At 71.9% G+C, this 14,644-nt stretch carries 13 protein-coding genes; 8 read left to right on the top strand and 5 right to left on the bottom strand.

Translation table 11 applies throughout. The annotated features are described in order from the left end of the window. The first annotated feature begins 33 nt into the window (after positions 1-33). From OHA73_RS20670 to OHA73_RS20655, 4 genes are read left to right on the top strand one after another with little or no spacing between them, the layout of a single operon-like run. Complete coding sequence (locus OHA73_RS20670; RefSeq protein WP_266711363.1) at positions 34-948, top strand: TauD/TfdA family dioxygenase; 915 nt, start codon at positions 34-36, stop codon at positions 946-948. 2 nt (positions 949-950) lie between these two features. Next, on the top strand, positions 951-1,280 hold the full coding sequence (locus OHA73_RS20665; protein WP_266711362.1) for a darcynin family protein: 330 nt from the start codon (positions 951-953) through the stop codon (positions 1,278-1,280). Beyond that, positions 1,267-2,256: a hypothetical protein gene (locus OHA73_RS20660; RefSeq protein ID WP_327655792.1), complete on the top strand. Its 990-nt coding sequence runs from the start codon at positions 1,267-1,269 to the stop codon at positions 2,254-2,256. The genes OHA73_RS20665 and OHA73_RS20660 overlap by 14 nt, the downstream gene beginning before the upstream one ends. Continuing rightward, complete coding sequence (locus OHA73_RS20655; RefSeq protein WP_266711360.1) at positions 2,253-3,641, top strand: MFS transporter; 1,389 nt, start codon at positions 2,253-2,255, stop codon at positions 3,639-3,641. The genes OHA73_RS20660 and OHA73_RS20655 overlap by 4 nt, the downstream gene beginning before the upstream one ends. A 56-nt stretch (positions 3,642-3,697) precedes the next feature. Here OHA73_RS20655 and OHA73_RS20650 read toward each other — a convergent pair whose 3' ends face one another. Further along, entirely contained in the window at positions 3,698-5,386 is a 1,689-nt protein-coding gene (locus tag OHA73_RS20650) for a bifunctional 3'-5' exonuclease/DNA polymerase (RefSeq protein ID WP_327655791.1), read from the bottom strand. Positions 5,387-5,551: 165 nt separating this feature from the next. Then, positions 5,552-6,394 carry a nitrilase-related carbon-nitrogen hydrolase gene (locus tag OHA73_RS20645; RefSeq protein WP_267070044.1) on the bottom strand — a complete coding sequence of 281 codons (843 nt, stop codon included), beginning with the start codon at positions 6,392-6,394 and terminating at the stop codon, positions 5,552-5,554. Between the two features lie 152 nt (positions 6,395-6,546). Here OHA73_RS20645 and bla point away from each other — a divergent pair, with 152 nt between their 5' ends. Next, positions 6,547-7,476 carry a class A beta-lactamase gene (gene bla / locus OHA73_RS20640; protein ID WP_443063104.1) on the top strand — a complete coding sequence of 310 codons (930 nt, stop codon included), beginning with the start codon at positions 6,547-6,549 and terminating at the stop codon, positions 7,474-7,476. Between the two features lie 59 nt (positions 7,477-7,535). Then, a complete protein-coding gene (locus OHA73_RS20635; RefSeq protein WP_327655790.1) occupies positions 7,536-8,660 on the top strand; it encodes a DUF2786 domain-containing protein in 1,125 nt (374 codons plus the stop codon). Between the two features lie 9 nt (positions 8,661-8,669). Here the strand turns inward: OHA73_RS20635 and OHA73_RS20630 are convergent, their stop codons facing one another. Next, positions 8,670-9,785: a Gfo/Idh/MocA family protein gene (locus OHA73_RS20630; RefSeq protein WP_327655789.1), complete on the bottom strand. Its 1,116-nt coding sequence runs from the start codon at positions 9,783-9,785 to the stop codon at positions 8,670-8,672. 147 nt (positions 9,786-9,932) lie between these two features. Here OHA73_RS20630 and OHA73_RS20625 point away from each other — a divergent pair, with 147 nt between their 5' ends. Further along, positions 9,933-10,286: an ArsR/SmtB family transcription factor gene (locus OHA73_RS20625; RefSeq protein ID WP_266711354.1), complete on the top strand. Its 354-nt coding sequence runs from the start codon at positions 9,933-9,935 to the stop codon at positions 10,284-10,286. 63 nt (positions 10,287-10,349) lie between these two features. Further along, positions 10,350-12,578: an FUSC family protein gene (locus tag OHA73_RS20620; protein WP_267070048.1), complete on the top strand. Its 2,229-nt coding sequence runs from the start codon at positions 10,350-10,352 to the stop codon at positions 12,576-12,578. Between the two features lie 34 nt (positions 12,579-12,612). On the opposite strand, the gene OHA73_RS20615 is transcribed toward OHA73_RS20620, so the two are convergent. Both OHA73_RS20615 and OHA73_RS20610 read right to left on the bottom strand, forming a co-directional pair. Then, on the bottom strand, positions 12,613-13,122 hold the full coding sequence (locus OHA73_RS20615; RefSeq protein ID WP_266711352.1) for a hypothetical protein: 510 nt from the start codon (positions 13,120-13,122) through the stop codon (positions 12,613-12,615). Positions 13,123-13,147: 25 nt separating this feature from the next. Continuing rightward, the gene (locus OHA73_RS20610) at positions 13,148-14,605 is read right to left on the bottom strand and encodes an aldehyde dehydrogenase family protein (RefSeq protein ID WP_266711351.1); all 1,458 of its coding nucleotides are present in this window, start codon (positions 14,603-14,605) and stop codon (positions 13,148-13,150) included. Positions 14,606-14,644: the final 39 nt, after the last annotated feature.

Here is a 14,644-nt window from a genome sequence, read left to right as displayed (position 1 = left end):
ATCTGACGCACACACGAAAACGGGGATTAAGCCATGACAGTTGCCCAGCACACCCTGCGTCTGACCGCCATAGGTGACGGCGACGGCATGATGATCACGCCCACCGGCACGGAGTCCGACTTCACCGAGCTGTACCAGGCGGGCCTCGACGGCCTGCTCGCCGACACCGGGCACCTCCTGATCCGCGGATTCGCCCCCGGAGTCGAGGAGTTCAACGAGCTGGTGCGCCGCTACAGCTCCCGCACCACCATGGACCCGGCCCGCACCTCCCACGGCAACGCCGCCCAGAAGGTCGACTCCGGGCGCGACCCGATCGGCCTGCACCTGGAGAACGGCGCCACGCCCTTCGCCCCCGACCTGCTGTGGTTCCACTGCGTCAAGGCCGCCACGTCCGGCTCCGAGACCACCGTCTGCGACGGCTTCCGGGTTTGGGACGCGCTGTCCGAGCGGGCCAGGAAGGTGTTCGCCGGCAACCCGGTGAAGTACGTGCGCAGCAACGTCCCGCGGGCCATGTGGCAGCGGCTCGCCGCGCACCTCACCGGCCCCGACGCGGACCCGGCCGACATGACCGTCGAGCATCTCCACGCCGTCTCCAACAAGGGCGCCGACGTGGTCTTCACCGAGGCCACCGACGGGACCCTGACCTACGAGTACACGGTGTACGCCGCCCACCCCACCCGGGGCTCCTCGCGCACCGCGTGGGCCAACAGCATCCTCGGTCCCTCGTTCAACTACGAGGCGCCCGAGATCCGCTTCGCCGACGGCTCCCTGATACCCGACGACGTGATCGCCGAGTACACCGAGGTCACCGAGAAGGTCACCGAGGAGATCCAGTGGGAGGACGGCGACATCGTCCTCATCGACAACACCCGTGTCATGCACGGCCGCCGGGCCATCACCGACCCCGAGCGCACCATCCTCAACGCCCAGAGCTACGCCAGGAGCTGACCATGAAGTACGGCATCGTCATCCGCTACGAATTCGACGCCTCCTGGCTCCGGTTGAGCCGCGAACAGCGGGGCGAGAAGGAACAGGTCTTCCAGAAGGAGATCGTCGGGCCCTTCGCGGACCGGATGTCCGTCCGGCACTTCGACGCCGAGGCGTTCGCCACGGACTACTCCGACTTCCTGTTCGTCGAGACCGACGACATCAAGACCTACTACTTCTTCATCGAGAAGCTGCGGGACAGCGAGTTCATCGCCGAGGGCTGGGTGCGGCTGCGCGACATCTCCATCGGGCTGCAGGACGGCTACAAGGAGTACGAGAATGACCAGGGCTGACCAGTTCGACGGCATCGCCGAGGCCGTCCGCACCGAGCTCGCCTCGGTGACCCGGCTCGCGCACATCAACACCTTCCACCCCAATGCGTTCGACTGGGCGGAGGCCGGCACGCCGGCCGAGCGGGAGTTCGCCTCCGTCGTCGCATACGGGGAGCCGGGTCACGAGGCCGAGGCCGTCGCCTACCTCACCAAGGAGCTGGCGCAGCTCGCCGAGATCGAGCGCCACGTCAGCACTGTCATGGCCATGGTGATGGGCGAGCTGCACGACCTGCGCGACCCCATCAACCTCGGGCACGAGCTGCACCACGCACTCTCCTGCTTCGCCGCAGAGGAGATCCAGCACGCCAACACCTTCTACCGGTACGTACGGGCCCTCTCGGGGGCCGAACCCCGCGTCGAGGCGGCCCTGTTCGACGAGCGCCTCGACGTCTTCCGCACCGATGACCACCCGTACGTGAAGCTGGTCGCGCTGTGCTGCTCGGCGTACGTCGGCGAGTCCGTGATCACCGTGTTCGAGCACCGCACCGACGGGCTCGACCCGGACCGGGCCCGCTTCTTCACCCGCCTGTTGCACACGCACGGCCTCGACGAGGCCCGGCACGTGAAGATCGACCACGTGGCGATGAAGCTGATCTACCCGGCACTCACCGCCGGACAGCAGCAGCGAGTACGTGAACTACTCGGCAGGATAGAGGAGTTGAACCGCACGCTGGCGGCCACGTTCGAGGAGCGCACCCGGGAGCTGCTCGGCGTCGACTTCGTCACCGGCAATCCGGCGGCTGCCGTGCAACTGGAGATGACGAAGGCGTTCGGCGGCAAGGTCTTCGCCGCGGACGGCACGCTGTACAGCGTCGACGAGATCCTCGACGACGAACTCACCGCGCTCATCACAGAGTTCTCCGGCGTCGACCGTGTGCACGCGGCCGCCGTCGTGGCGCCGGTGAAGGCCCTGAGCACCGCGGGGGTCCCGTCATGACGTCCTCGGCCGTGGGCGCGGGCGTCGCGGCGCCCGCCCGTCCGGCCGTGGCCGGGGGCAGGGTCGCCGTCGCGGCGGCCGTGCTCGCCCTGCTCCTGGCCGCGATGGACGCCACCGTCATGGGCACGGTGCTGCCCAGCGTCCTGTCCGACGTCGGCGGCGGCTCGGGCGGTGGATACGCCTGGCTCGTCTCGGGGTTCATGCTGGCCCAGGTGGCGGGCACGCCGCTGGCCGGCTGGGTCGCCGACCGGCTCGACGACCGGGTGCTCGCCGTCGGCTCGACGCTGGTCTTCCTCGGCGCCTCGGTGCTCGCCGGGGTCGCGGGCTCGTTCGGCGTGCTGGTCGCGGCCCGGGTGCTGCACGGCCTGGCCGCGGGCGCGATCGTCGTCTCCAGCTACGTCATCGTGGGCCGGGTCTTCGGCGCCGAACGGCGCGCCAAGGCGCAGTCGATGCTGAGCATGGTCTGGGGCGTGGCGGCGGTCCTCGGCCCGGTGGTCGGCGCGGCCGTCACCGAGGCGTGGGGCTGGCGCTGGGTGTTCTTCCTGAACGTGCCGCTGTGCGCATTCGTCGTCCTGGCCGTCGTCCTCGCCCTCCCGAAGCGGGCAGCGGCCTCGGCGCCCCGGCAGCGCTCCGGCTTCCCGGCCGGGGAGTACCTGCTGGTCACGGGCGGCTCCGCGCTGGTCCTCGTTGGACTCCAGGGCGGCGAGCTCGGCCTCGGCACGATCGGCGGCGTCCTCGCCGCGGTCGTCGGGCTGCTGGCGCTCGTCCTGGTACGCCGCTTCGGCGGCGGCCTCGTACCGCGCCAGATCCTGGCCCGTACGCCCTCGGCCGGCGCGGCCCTGGCCACTGTCGGCGCCTGCGTCGTGATGTACGCGACGGTCACCGTGCTGCCCGTACGCCTCGCCGCCTCCGGGACCTCGACCACGGGAATCGCCGTGGTCGTCGGCCTCGCCGCGCTCGGCTGGGTCGCGGGAAGCGCCGTCACCGGCGGGCTCGTGGCCCGGCACGGCTACCGGCCCTCGATGCTGGTGGGCGCGCTCGCCCTCCTGGTGAGCGCCTCGCTCAGCGCGACCGGCGAACTCGCCTGGCTGGCCGGTACGACGGCGGGCATCGGCACCGGCGCCGTCACGGCGACGACGCTCGCGCTGATCCAGGACCAGTCGCCGCCCGAGCAGTTGGGCGTGGCCACCTCGGCCGCGACGATGCTGCGCAACCTCGGCTCGGCAGCCGGCGTGAACGGCATCGCTGCCCTCACCGCCGCCCTGGCCACCACCTCTCACCAGGACCAGCAGAACCGGGCGTTCTGGGTCCTCGCCGCGGTGGTCGTCGTGGCGGTCCTCGCCCCGGCGGTGGTCGCACCCCGCCGCCGTACGACCACGGGGTGACGTCCGGATCCGGGGCCGTGCCCGAGCGCGGCCCCGGAACGACGGTGTCCTCCGGGTCACTTCGCGTCCGCGTAGCACTCCACGACCGCCACCGTGAACGGGAAGCGCACCGGGGTTTCGCCGAAGGCGATTCGGCCGGCCAGGGCGGCTGCTTCGCGGATTGCCTCGCTGACCCGGTCCGTCTCTTCCGCGGGGCAGTGCACGATCACCTCGTCGTGTTGGAAGAAGACCAACTCGGCTGCCATGTCCGTGAGTTCGCGGCGCAGCGCGGCGAGGACGAGCAGGGTCCAGTCGGCGGCGCTGCCCTGTACGACGAAGTTGCGGGTGAAGCGGCCGCGGGCGCGGGAGTTCGACGAGGCGTAGCCGTACGTCAATCCACCTGCCTCTGAAGGCTGTTCGGGATCGTCCTGGGGGATGCCGGCCTCGTCCGGGTCGGCGGAGCCCACGGCGGGTGGGCAGGTGCGGCCCAGCCACGTGCGCACGAGACGGCCTTCCTCGCCCGCGCGCGCCGCCTCGTCGACGTATGCGACTGCCTGCGGGAAGCGGCGTCGCAGCAGGGCCAGGTTCTTCAGGCCGTCGCCCGAGGTCTGCCCGTATATGGCGCCGAGCACGGCCAGTTTGGCCTGGCCCCGGTCACCGGCGAACGCCCGGTCGGAGACCGCCTGGTAGAGGTCGGCGGCCTGGCCCGAGACGTCCATGAACGCCGGGTCGCGGGAGATCGCGGCCAGGACGCGGGGCTCCATCTGGTCGGCGTCGGCCACGACGAGTCGCCAGCCGGGGTCGGCGATCACCGCGCGGCGGATGACCTTGGGGATTTGGAGTGCGCCGCCGCCGTTCGTCGTCCAGCGGCCGGAGACGGTGCCGCCGGGCAGGTACTCGGGTCTGAAGCGGCCCTCCCTGACCCAGTCCTGGAGCCAGGACCAGCCGTGTGCCGTATAGATCCGGTACAGCTTCTTGTACTCGATCAGGGGCGGTACGGCCGGGTGGTCGATGCCCTCGATCTCCCAGCGGCGGGTCGAGGTGAGTTTGATGCCGGCGTGGGCGAAGGCCTTGATCACGTCGGCGGGGAGGTCGGGGCGTACCGGTCTGCCGAACGCCGCCGACACCTCGTCCGCCAGTTCTGCCAGGCGGCGTGGTTCGCCGCCGCCTCCGTAGCGTTCGCCGAGGAGTTCCTGGAGTACGGACCTGTGGACGTCCGCGCGCCATGGCAGGCCTGACGCGTGCATCTCCGCCGCCACCAGCATGCCCGCCGACTCGGACGCGGTCAGCAGCCGCATTCGGCCCGGCTGGGCGGTCGCCTCGTGGCGGCGCTGCTGCTCCGCGTATACGTCGACGAGGTCGGTCAGCGGGACGTCGACGGGTGGGCGGGGCTCGAAGAGGGAGGACTGGGAGCCGGGGGCGGCGACGCGGGGCGGGGGGTCGGGCGGGACCGGCGCCCCTTTGAGGCGGGCCAGGGCCGCCGCGGCGGAACGGGGGTCGCCGTGCCGGCCCTCGTGGGCGATCAGGAGGTTCTCGGCGGCCTCGATGTCGTAGCAGCGTTCGACGCGGACGCCGGCGGCGAGCAGGTGGGGGTATACGGCGTGGGTGTCGCGCCAGACCCAGCGGGTGACCTCCGGTCGGGTGCGGACTGCCTCGGCGAGGTCCGGCTCCCGGACGACGGGTCCTGCGGGCAGCCCGTCCGGGCCCAGCGGGGCGAGGTCCGCTCCGCCGTGCTCGGTGGGGGCGAGAGCCCATCGTTCGGTCACGTAGCCGAGTGTCACATTCGGCACTGACAACGTGTGCCCTGCGACGGCGTTGCGGTCGCGGGGCTCTGCCCCGGACCCCGCGGGCTCTCGTCCGAAGAGCGGGGCTGAAAAGATCGGGGCTCTGACCCGGACCCCGCTGCTCAAACGCCGCAGGGGCTGAAATGCCTAGCTGTCGCCGCCCTCGTCGATCAGGCGGCGGACCTCGCGGTCGATCAGGCCCAGGCGGGCCTCCGCCACCAAGGGGACCGCCCTGCGCTGGCGGCGTGCCTCGTGGACGTCGATGTCGACCGTCACGAGGCCCGGCTCCCACTGCGGCGCCTGCGCCACGGCCGTGCCGCGCGGGCTGATGACCCGGGAGCCGCCCCAGAAGGACGCCCCGTTCTCGTTGCCGACGCGGTTCACGAAGACGACCCAGCACTGGAGCATCTTCGCCGTGTAGGAGAGGAGGGTGTCCCAGTAGAGGGTGGTGTCCATGGCCTCGGGGTCGAGCGTCGCCGCGCTGTTCGCGGGGACGAACAGGACCTCCGCGCCGTCCTGCACCGCCAGCCACGGAAGCACCGGCTGCCACGCGTCGTTGCAGACCAGCGTCGCGGCCCTGCCGTGGTCGCCGGGCAGGTCGTACGCGCGGGAGTGCTGGCCGGGGCTGACGTGCTTGCGCTCCTCCCAGGCCAGGTAGTTCGGGAGGTACAGCTTGCGGTGGGCGTGCAGCAGGGCGCCGCCCGAGTAGTACGCGGAGGTGTTGTACGCGCGCAGGCTGGTGTGTTCGTGCAGGCCCACCATGACGTCGGGGCCGTCCGGCGTCGTGAGGCCGAGCAGACGCGGGTCGTTCGTGGCGATCGACGTGTCGGACTTCAGGCCGCCCAGGTGATAGCCGTGCAGGCTCAGTTCGGGAAAGACGACCAGGTCCGCTCCCTGGTCCCCGGCCTGCGCGATCTGCTCGCGGGCCGTGTCCAGGTTGGCGTCCACATCGCCGAGTTCGCAGTCGGTCTGCGCCAGTGCCACTCTCATGCCCCCGAGCCTCGCATGTCACGGTGGCCCCTGGCATCTCGGTGGCCCCTGGCATCTCGGTGGGTCCGCAACCGTTTGAGTGGGCAGGACCGTCCTCGTACCCGTACCGGTCAAAAAAGATCATCGTTGCGCAGAAGGGACCACCCTCCACCGTGCCCACCACCCGCCGCGCCATCCTCACCACCGCGAGCGCCCTCGGCGTCACCGCGCTCGCCGGTTCCGCCACCGCCCAAGCGGCTACCGCCACCGCCCGAGCGGCCACCGGCACCTCCCACGCCGAGTCGGCCGACGGCCGCTTCACCGCCCTCGAGCGCCGGCACGGCGCCCGCCTCGGCGTGTTCGCGCACGACATCCGCACCGGGCGCACCGTCCGGCACCGTGCCGACGAGCGTTTCCCGATGTGTTCCACGTTCAAGACGCTCGCGGTCGCCGCCGTGCTGCGCGACCTCGACAAGAACGGCGAGTTCCTGGCCCGCCGCATCCACTACACGCAGGCCGACATCGACCGCGCGGGCGGCGCCCCGGTCACCGGGGAGCCGAAGAACCTCAAGCACGGCATGACCGTCTCCGAGCTGTGCGGCGCCGCGATCTCGTACAGCGACAACACCGCCGCCAACCTCCTCATGGAGCACCTCGGCGGCCCCACCGCCGTCACCCGCTTCTGCCGCTCGACCGGCGACCGCACGACCCGCCTCGACCGCTGGGAGCCCGAGCTGAACTCGGCCGAGCCGGGCCGCGTCACCGACACCACCACGCCCCGCGCGATCGGTACGACGTACGCGCACCTCGTCCTCGGCGGCGTCCTCGCCCCCGCCGACCGCGACCGGCTGACGCGGTGGCTGCTCGCCAACACCACCAGCGCCGAACGCTTCCGCAAGGCCCTGCCCGCGGACTGGGTGCTCGGCGACAAGACCGGCACCGGCTCGTACGGCACCGCCAACGACGTCGGCATCGCCTGGACGCCGGACGGGGCGCCGGTGGTGCTGTCCGTCCTGTCGACCAAGCCGGACAAGGACGCCGAGGGCGACAGCCCGCTCGTGGCGCGCGCCGCCGAGCTGATCGTGGAGTCGCTCGGCTCCTGAGACGCTCACCTCCTGAACCGCCTCGCAGAGGCATCGCGCAGGGCTGAGATCATGGGCGTATGAGCGGTACGAGCAGTGACAGCACGGTCGAGCGGGCCTTCGCCGCCGCCCTCCACGACGGCGGCGATCTCGACACCGGCGCGTCACTGCTCGCCGCCGACCCTTCTTCCGACGCCGAACTCGCCCTGCGGGGACGGGAGTTCGTGCGGCGGGCGTGGGAGCGCGGCTGGCAGCCGGCCGACGTGCTGCGGATGGTCGTACGGGGGGAAGGGCTGGATGCGGCCCACGAACGGCTCGCGGCCCGCCTGATCCGCACCGAGACCGAGCGGTACGAGAGCCTGCCGCCGCGCTGGGCCGGCCAGCTCGCCGAGCTTCCGGCGGAGGAACCCGCGCGCACGGACCGGTTCTCGGGCGCCACCGTCGCCCTGGAGCTGTACCGGCTGCTTGCGCGGCTGCCCGCCATCGAGCCGGTCGGGTCGGTGCCGGGTGAGTCGATCACCGTCCCCGTGGCGGGCGAGCCGCGCGCCCTGGCGAAGATCCGCGCGCTGCTCGCCAAGGCGGAGCGGACCGGGTACCCGCCGGAGGCGGAGGCGCTGTCGGCGAAGGCGCAGGAGCTGATGGCCCGGCACTCGGTCGACGAGGCGCTGCTCGCCTCCCGTACGCACGCGAAGGACGCGCCCACCGCCTGTCGGATCGGCGTCGACGCCCCCTACGAGACGGCGAAGGCGGTCCTCCTCGACGCGGTGGCGGGCGCCAATCGCTGTCGCGCGGTCTGGAACTCCGCGTTCGGGTTCTCGACCGTGGTCGGCTTTGAGCCGGACCTGGAGGTCGTCGAGGTGCTTCACACGTCGTTGCTCGTGCAGGCCACCGCCGCGATGACGCGCGCCGAGGCCGAGCAGCGGGCGGGCGGTCGCAAGCGTACGAAGACCTTCCGGCAGTCGTTCCTCGCCGCGTACGCGCACCGGATCGGGGACCGGCTCGCCGCCGTCGCCGAGCGGGTGACGGGTGAGGTGGGTGAGGCGGGCGAGGTGCTGCCGGTGCTCGCCGCGCGGGACGTCGCGGTCACGGGGCGGGCCGAGGAGATGTTCCCCGAGACCGTGACGACGCGGCTGAGGGGCGTCACCGACGGGGCCGGCTGGGCCGAGGGCGTCGAGGCGGCACAGCGGGCCCGCCTCGACACGTAGCCGACGTCGTCAGCCGTTCTCCGCCGCGCGCTCGACGCGGTCCAGCAGCCGGTGGTGCCGGACGGCGTGCGCGAAGTCGGGGACGACGGACGTGCCGTCGGCCAGATCGCGGCGGAGCTGGGCGTAGGCGGCGCCGACGTTGTACGCGGGGGTGCCGCGCAGCTCCGCGAGCTCGGGCTCGAAGTACCGCTCGGGGACGGGGAGTTCGGACAGTTCGGTGTCGGAGCCGCGCGCCCCGCTGATCGTGTACTCGCCCATCTGCAGATGCCCGTGGTCGCCGGTCACGACCAGGTCGCCCTCGGTGCCGTTGATCTCCCAGAGGAAGTCGGTGCCGCGCGACGTGCCGCCCCGGTAGTGCACGGAGGCCACCGCGCCGGAGGCGAGCACCCCGCCGAGCACCACCTGGTCGGGGACGTCGGGCCGGTGGATGTCGCCCGTGCGCGGGTCCTTGAGCTCCCGGCGGCGGGTGGCGGTGACGGCGCCGACCCGCGCGGTGTCGTCGAAGTCCCCGAGGACCGAGATCAGCCCGTCCAGCGTGTGGCCGAACGGGATGGTCAGCATGTTCGCCCCGGTGGACCGGTCCAGGAGATACGCGCTGCCCTCCGGCACCTCCGCTCCCCAGCCGCGCCCGGACGCCACGATGCTGGTGGACAGCACCTCGCCCACATAGCCGTCCGCGATCAGGTCGCGCAGGTGGCGTACGAGCGGGGCGGAGCGCGCCTGGAGGCCGGTGAAGGTGCGCAGGCCGCGCTCCGCGGCGAGCGCGGCGAGCCCCTCGGCCTCGGCGAGATCGACGCCCAGCGGCCACTCGGAGAGCACCGCCTTCCCCGCGGCGAGGGCGGACTCGATGATCTCCCGGTGGTCCGGCACCTTGACGGTGACCACGACGAGGTCGACCTCGTCGGACGCGGCCAGCTCGGCGGCGGTGCCGAAGGAGTGGGCGATGCCGTACTTCTCGGCGGCCGCCCTCGCGGAGTCGGCGCTGCTCGCGGAGAGTGCGCGCACTTCAAAGCCCTTGAGTCGGCGCAGGGCGGGCAGGTGGGCGGTGGCGGCCCAGCCGCGCTTGGCGGAGAGGCCGACGATGCCCACGCGGACGGGAGACTGCTGGGTCAAGGAAAGGGACATGGCGGGGCTCCTCCGCAAGGCAACGGGGCGACGAGGCACTAGAGTGTTTGATGATCTACGAACGCTCGGAGTGTACGCACGACATCGAACACTCGGCAAGGGTGTCCGGGGAGTCGTGATCATTCATCCGGAAACAGGGAGGACGGCATGGCGGCGGTGCGGGCAGCGGCGGAAGGTACGGCGGGCGGCCATCGGGCGGCGCCGGTGCATGTCGAACCGGCGGACGTCTCCCTGGAGGCGGCGCTCGTCGCGCTCGCCGACCCGGTGCGCCGCATGCTCGTGCGCGGGCTGGCCGGGGCCGCCGACTGGGAGCACACCTGCGGCACCTTCGATGTGCCGGTCACGAAGGCGACGCTGAGCCGGCACTTCTCCGTGCTCCGTGAGGCGGGCCTGCTCGAGCAGCGGGACGCCGGGCCCAGGCGCCTCAACCGGCTGCGCCGCGCCGAGTTCGACGCCCGTTTTCCCGGCCTCCTGGACCTGGTGCTCCGCGAAGGGGAGTAGAAGGGGAGCAGGAGGGGCGTAGGCCTCGCCGTCCGGAACGGCTGATGCCCGTATTCTGGCGAAATGAGCTGGTTCCGGGCGTTGAAGGTGACCACGCGCTCGGGCCTGACCGTGGAGCGCAAACGCCTCGAACCGTTGATCGCGCTGCGGGGCGCCGCGGGGCTCGCGATCGTGCTCGCGGTGAGTCTTACGCTGTTCGGTCCCGCGGTGGCGGCCGGTTCCGCCTTCGGCGCGTACCAGGCGGCGATCGCCACGTTCCAGCGCAGCTGGCGGCCGCGGCCCGAACTGGCGCTCGCCTCCGGCGCGAGCCTCGGCATCTCGACGTTCCTGGGCTACCTCACCGGCTCCCACCTCTTCTTCTTCCTGCCACTGCTCGCGTTGTGGACGTATCTCGCCGGTCTCGCCTGGGCGGCGGGGCCGACCATCGGCATCATGGCCTCGTCGAACGTCGCGATGATGCTCGTGACCATCACCCTGCCGACGACGATCGCCGAGGCCGCGGGCCACGCGGCGATGATGGCCTTCGGCGGCCTGGTCCAGGCTACGCTGGTGATCCTCTTCCCCGTACGCAGATGGGGGGCGCACCGCGACGCGCTCGCCGACGCGCTTGCGGCGGAGGCCGATTACGCGCGGCGGTTGCGGCACGATGCGGTCGCCGCGTTCGACCCGGAGCCGCTGATGCTGGCGCGGAACGCGGCCGCGCTCACGCCCCGGCAGGCCCGGACCCGGCCCGCGCAGCTGCACGGTGCGCGGGGGCTCGCCGAGCGGATCCGGCCGGTGCTGGCCTCGTTGGCGGATCCGGCGGTCGGGGTGCCGGAGGAGGGGGTGGAGCGGGACCGGGTGCGGGAGTTGCTTGCCGCGGCGGGGGCGATTCTGGATGCTGCGGCGAGGGCGATTCGGCACGGGTCGCCGGTGAAGATTCCGCCGGGGGCGATTGCGACGTTTCGGTCCCCGGACACCGGGGCGATTCTGTCGGGGCCGCCGCAGCGGGCCGCGAGTCGTCTTGGGTCCCTTCTGAAGGACGTGCTGGAGACGGCGGGTGGGGTGCGGCCGACCGGTGCGGAGGATCCCGAGCCGCCATCGCCGACGGGGCCCAAAGATCGGGGCTCTGCCCCGGACCCCGCTGCTCAATCGCCGCAGGGGCTTGAAGGTGGTCATCCGCCGCAGGGTGGCGAGAATGCCCAGCCGCCGCAGGGGCTCGACGCGCCCGCACGGCCCTTGCGGCGGCCCAGCATCTTTCAGCTGCTCCCCGTCGCCGCGCGGGCGATCCGGCGGGAGGCGCGGCCCGGGTCGCCGATTTTGCGGCATGCGAATCGCGTGGCCGCGGTCGCCGTCGCCGGGTATCTCATCGGTGACGTCCTCCCGTTCGGGCACGGCTACTGGGCGCCGATGTCGGCCGTGATGGTCATGCGCCCCGACTTCTCGCAGACGTACTCACGGGCGGTGGCCCGGTTCGGCGGCACGCTCGTCGGCGTCACCGCGGCGACCGCGATCCTGCAACTGGCGCACCCCGGCACGTATCTCTCCGCGGTGCTCGCCGTGGTGTGCGCGGGGCTCATGTACCTGCTGATGCGCACGGGGCAGCTCGCCGCCCAGGGCTGCGTCGCCATGTACGTGGTGTTCCTGCTCGGCATGGGCGGGCAGGAGTGGAGCCAGACGGTCCCGGAGCGTGTCGTCCTCACGCTCGTCGGCGGCGTCCTCGCGATGCTGTCGTACGCCCTGTACCCGGCCTGGGAGACCCCCCGCCTGCGCACCCGGCTCGCCGACTGGCTGGAGGCGCTCGGCGAGTACGCCGCCGCGGTCGTCGCCCACTACGCGAGCCCGGCGGGCAAGAGCTGCCCGGACGTGCGCGAGGCCCTGCTGAAGGCCCGTGACGCGCACATCGCCTGGGAGCAGGCCGCGGCCCGCGCCAAGACCGAACCTGTACGCCACCGCGGGCTGTCCAACGCCGCCGCCGACGAGGCCGCGCACGCCCTGCACCACATCGGCCGCGTCGTGATGCTGATGGAGGCGCACCTGCCGGAGCGCGGCGCGACCCCCGTGCCCGCCGCGGACGCGCTCGCCGACGCGCTGCGCACCGCGACCCGCGACGGCGCCCAGGCCATCCGCGAGCGCCGGATCCCGCGCTGGACGCCGGTCCGCGAGGCCCTTGACGCCTGGGACGGCGAGGGCGTCCCCGACCGGGTGGTGCGCCGCGGGGCGGCGCTGTTCCTCGAGACGCTGGAGGAACTCTCCGACGCGCTCGACACCGACGTACCGCCGATGACCCGGGAGTCGACCGAGCAGAGGTGACTCTGAGGCACCTCAGAAGTGCCTCAGAGGTGCCTCAGTTCGTCGGGAGGCCGCTGGGCAGGGAGGTCGGCAACTCGCCGTCCTTCGACTTCTTGAACGTGTCGTTCTGGCCCGCGTCCCACGAGACCCGCATCGTGCTGCCGTCGTTGGACTCGACCGTGCCCTTCGTACGGTCGGTGTTCCCGTCCGCGCACCTGAGCGTGAGCGTCGGCTTGCCGGAACCCGCCAGGGTCCCGGTGCACAGGTGCCCGTCGGCGGTGGTCAGCGCGGCCTGCTTCGCGCCGACGACGAGGACGACGGGCTTGCCGCCCGTGGTCGCCTTCCAGATGCCCTCGGCGTCCTTCACGGAACTGTTCCCGGACCCGGACCCGGACGAAGACCCTTCGTCGGGCGCCGACGGACTCCCCTTCGAGGCCGAGGACGAGGCCGAGCCCTTGTCCTGGGCCTTGCCGTCGTCGTCACCCCCACCGCTGCACCCGCCCAGCGCGAGCGCCGCCACCACGGCGGCAGCGCCCACCCCGAACCGCACGGTCCTGCTGCGCACAACGTCTCCCAACCTCAGTACGTCCTCAGAACGGGAACTGTGAGCGCCCCCGCTGTACCGATATCCACTTCTGCGTGGTGAACGCCTCAAGCGTCGCCTCGCCGTTGAGCCGCCCGATCCCCGACTGCTTCTGCCCGCCGAAGGCGACGAGCGGCTCGTCGTGCACGGTCCCGTCGTTCACATGGAACATGCCGGTGTCGATCCGCTGGGCGAAGTCCACCCCGCGCTCCACGTCGGCCGTGTGCACGGCGCCGCTCAGCCCGTACGGGGTGTCGTTCACGATCCGCACCGCCTCCTCGTCCCCGTCGAACGGGATGAGCAGGGCGACAGGACCGAAGATCTCCTGCCGCAGGACGGGGGAGTCGGCGGGCAGCCCGGTGAGTACGACCGGTTCGACCATGTTCCCGTCCACACCGCCGCGTACGAGAGCGCTGGCGCCCTCCGCGACCGCGGTGGCGACGACGCTCGAAATCGCTTCCGCCTGCGTGGAGTTGATGACGGGGCCGATGACGGTGTCGGGGTCGCGCGGGTCGCCCGCCTTGAGGGAGGAGACCTTCGCCACGAACTTCTCTGTGAACTCCTTCTCCACCTTGCGGTCCACGAGGATCCGGTTCGCCGCCATGCAGACCTGGCCCTGGTGGACGTACCGGCTGAAGACCGCGGCGTCCACCGCGTAGTCGATGTCGGCGTCGTCGAGCACGGTCAGCGCGCTGTTGCCGCCGAGTTCGAGGATCGACTGCTTGAACTGCGCGGCGCAGACCGTCGCGACATGCCTGCCGACCTGGTCGGAGCCGGTGAAGGAGATGACCTTGGGCACGGGGTGGGTCAGGAACGCGTCGCCGATCTCGGCGATGTCGGTGATCACGACGTTGAGCAGGCCGGCCGGCAGGCCCGCGTCCTCGAAGAGCTTCGCGATCAGCGAACCGCCGGTGATCGGGGTGTTCTGATGCGGCTTGAGGACCACGCCGTTGCCGAGCGCGAGCGCGGGCGCGACGGACTTCAGGGACAGCAGGAAGGGGAAGTTGAACGGCGAGATGACCCCGACGACCCCGACCGGCACCCGGTAGAGCCGGTTCTCCTTGCCGTCCACGGGCGAGGGGATCACGCTGCACTGCGGGCGCAGCGCCAGCTGGACCGACTCGCGCAGGAACTCCTTGGCGAGATGCAGCTCGAAGCCGGCCTTGACCCGCGTACCACCGAGCTCGTCGATGATCGCCTCGGTGATCTCCTCCTCGCGGTCCTCCAGGAGGCGCAGCGTGCGCTCGAAGACGGCGCGGCGCGCGTACGCGTTGGTGTCCGCCCAGTCCTTCTGGACCCGCTCGGCCGCGCGGTACGCCTCGTCGACCTCTTCGACGGAGGCGACGGTGATGGAGGCGAGCTTGTCCCCGTTATAGGGATTGAAGTCGATGATGTCCCACGCCCCGCGTCCGGGACGCCACGAGCCGTCGATGTACTGCCGGTCCAGTTCCGTGAAGTAGGACATGTAATCCCTTGCTGCAGCGCCGGGCACCTGATGTGACGT

The sequence above is a fragment of the Streptomyces sp. NBC_00483 genome, assembly GCF_036013745.1.
Lineage (GTDB): Bacteria > Actinomycetota > Actinomycetes > Streptomycetales > Streptomycetaceae > Streptomyces.
The sequence above is the reverse complement of the archived record's forward strand: the minus strand, read 5'-3'. Positions and strand labels throughout refer to the sequence as shown.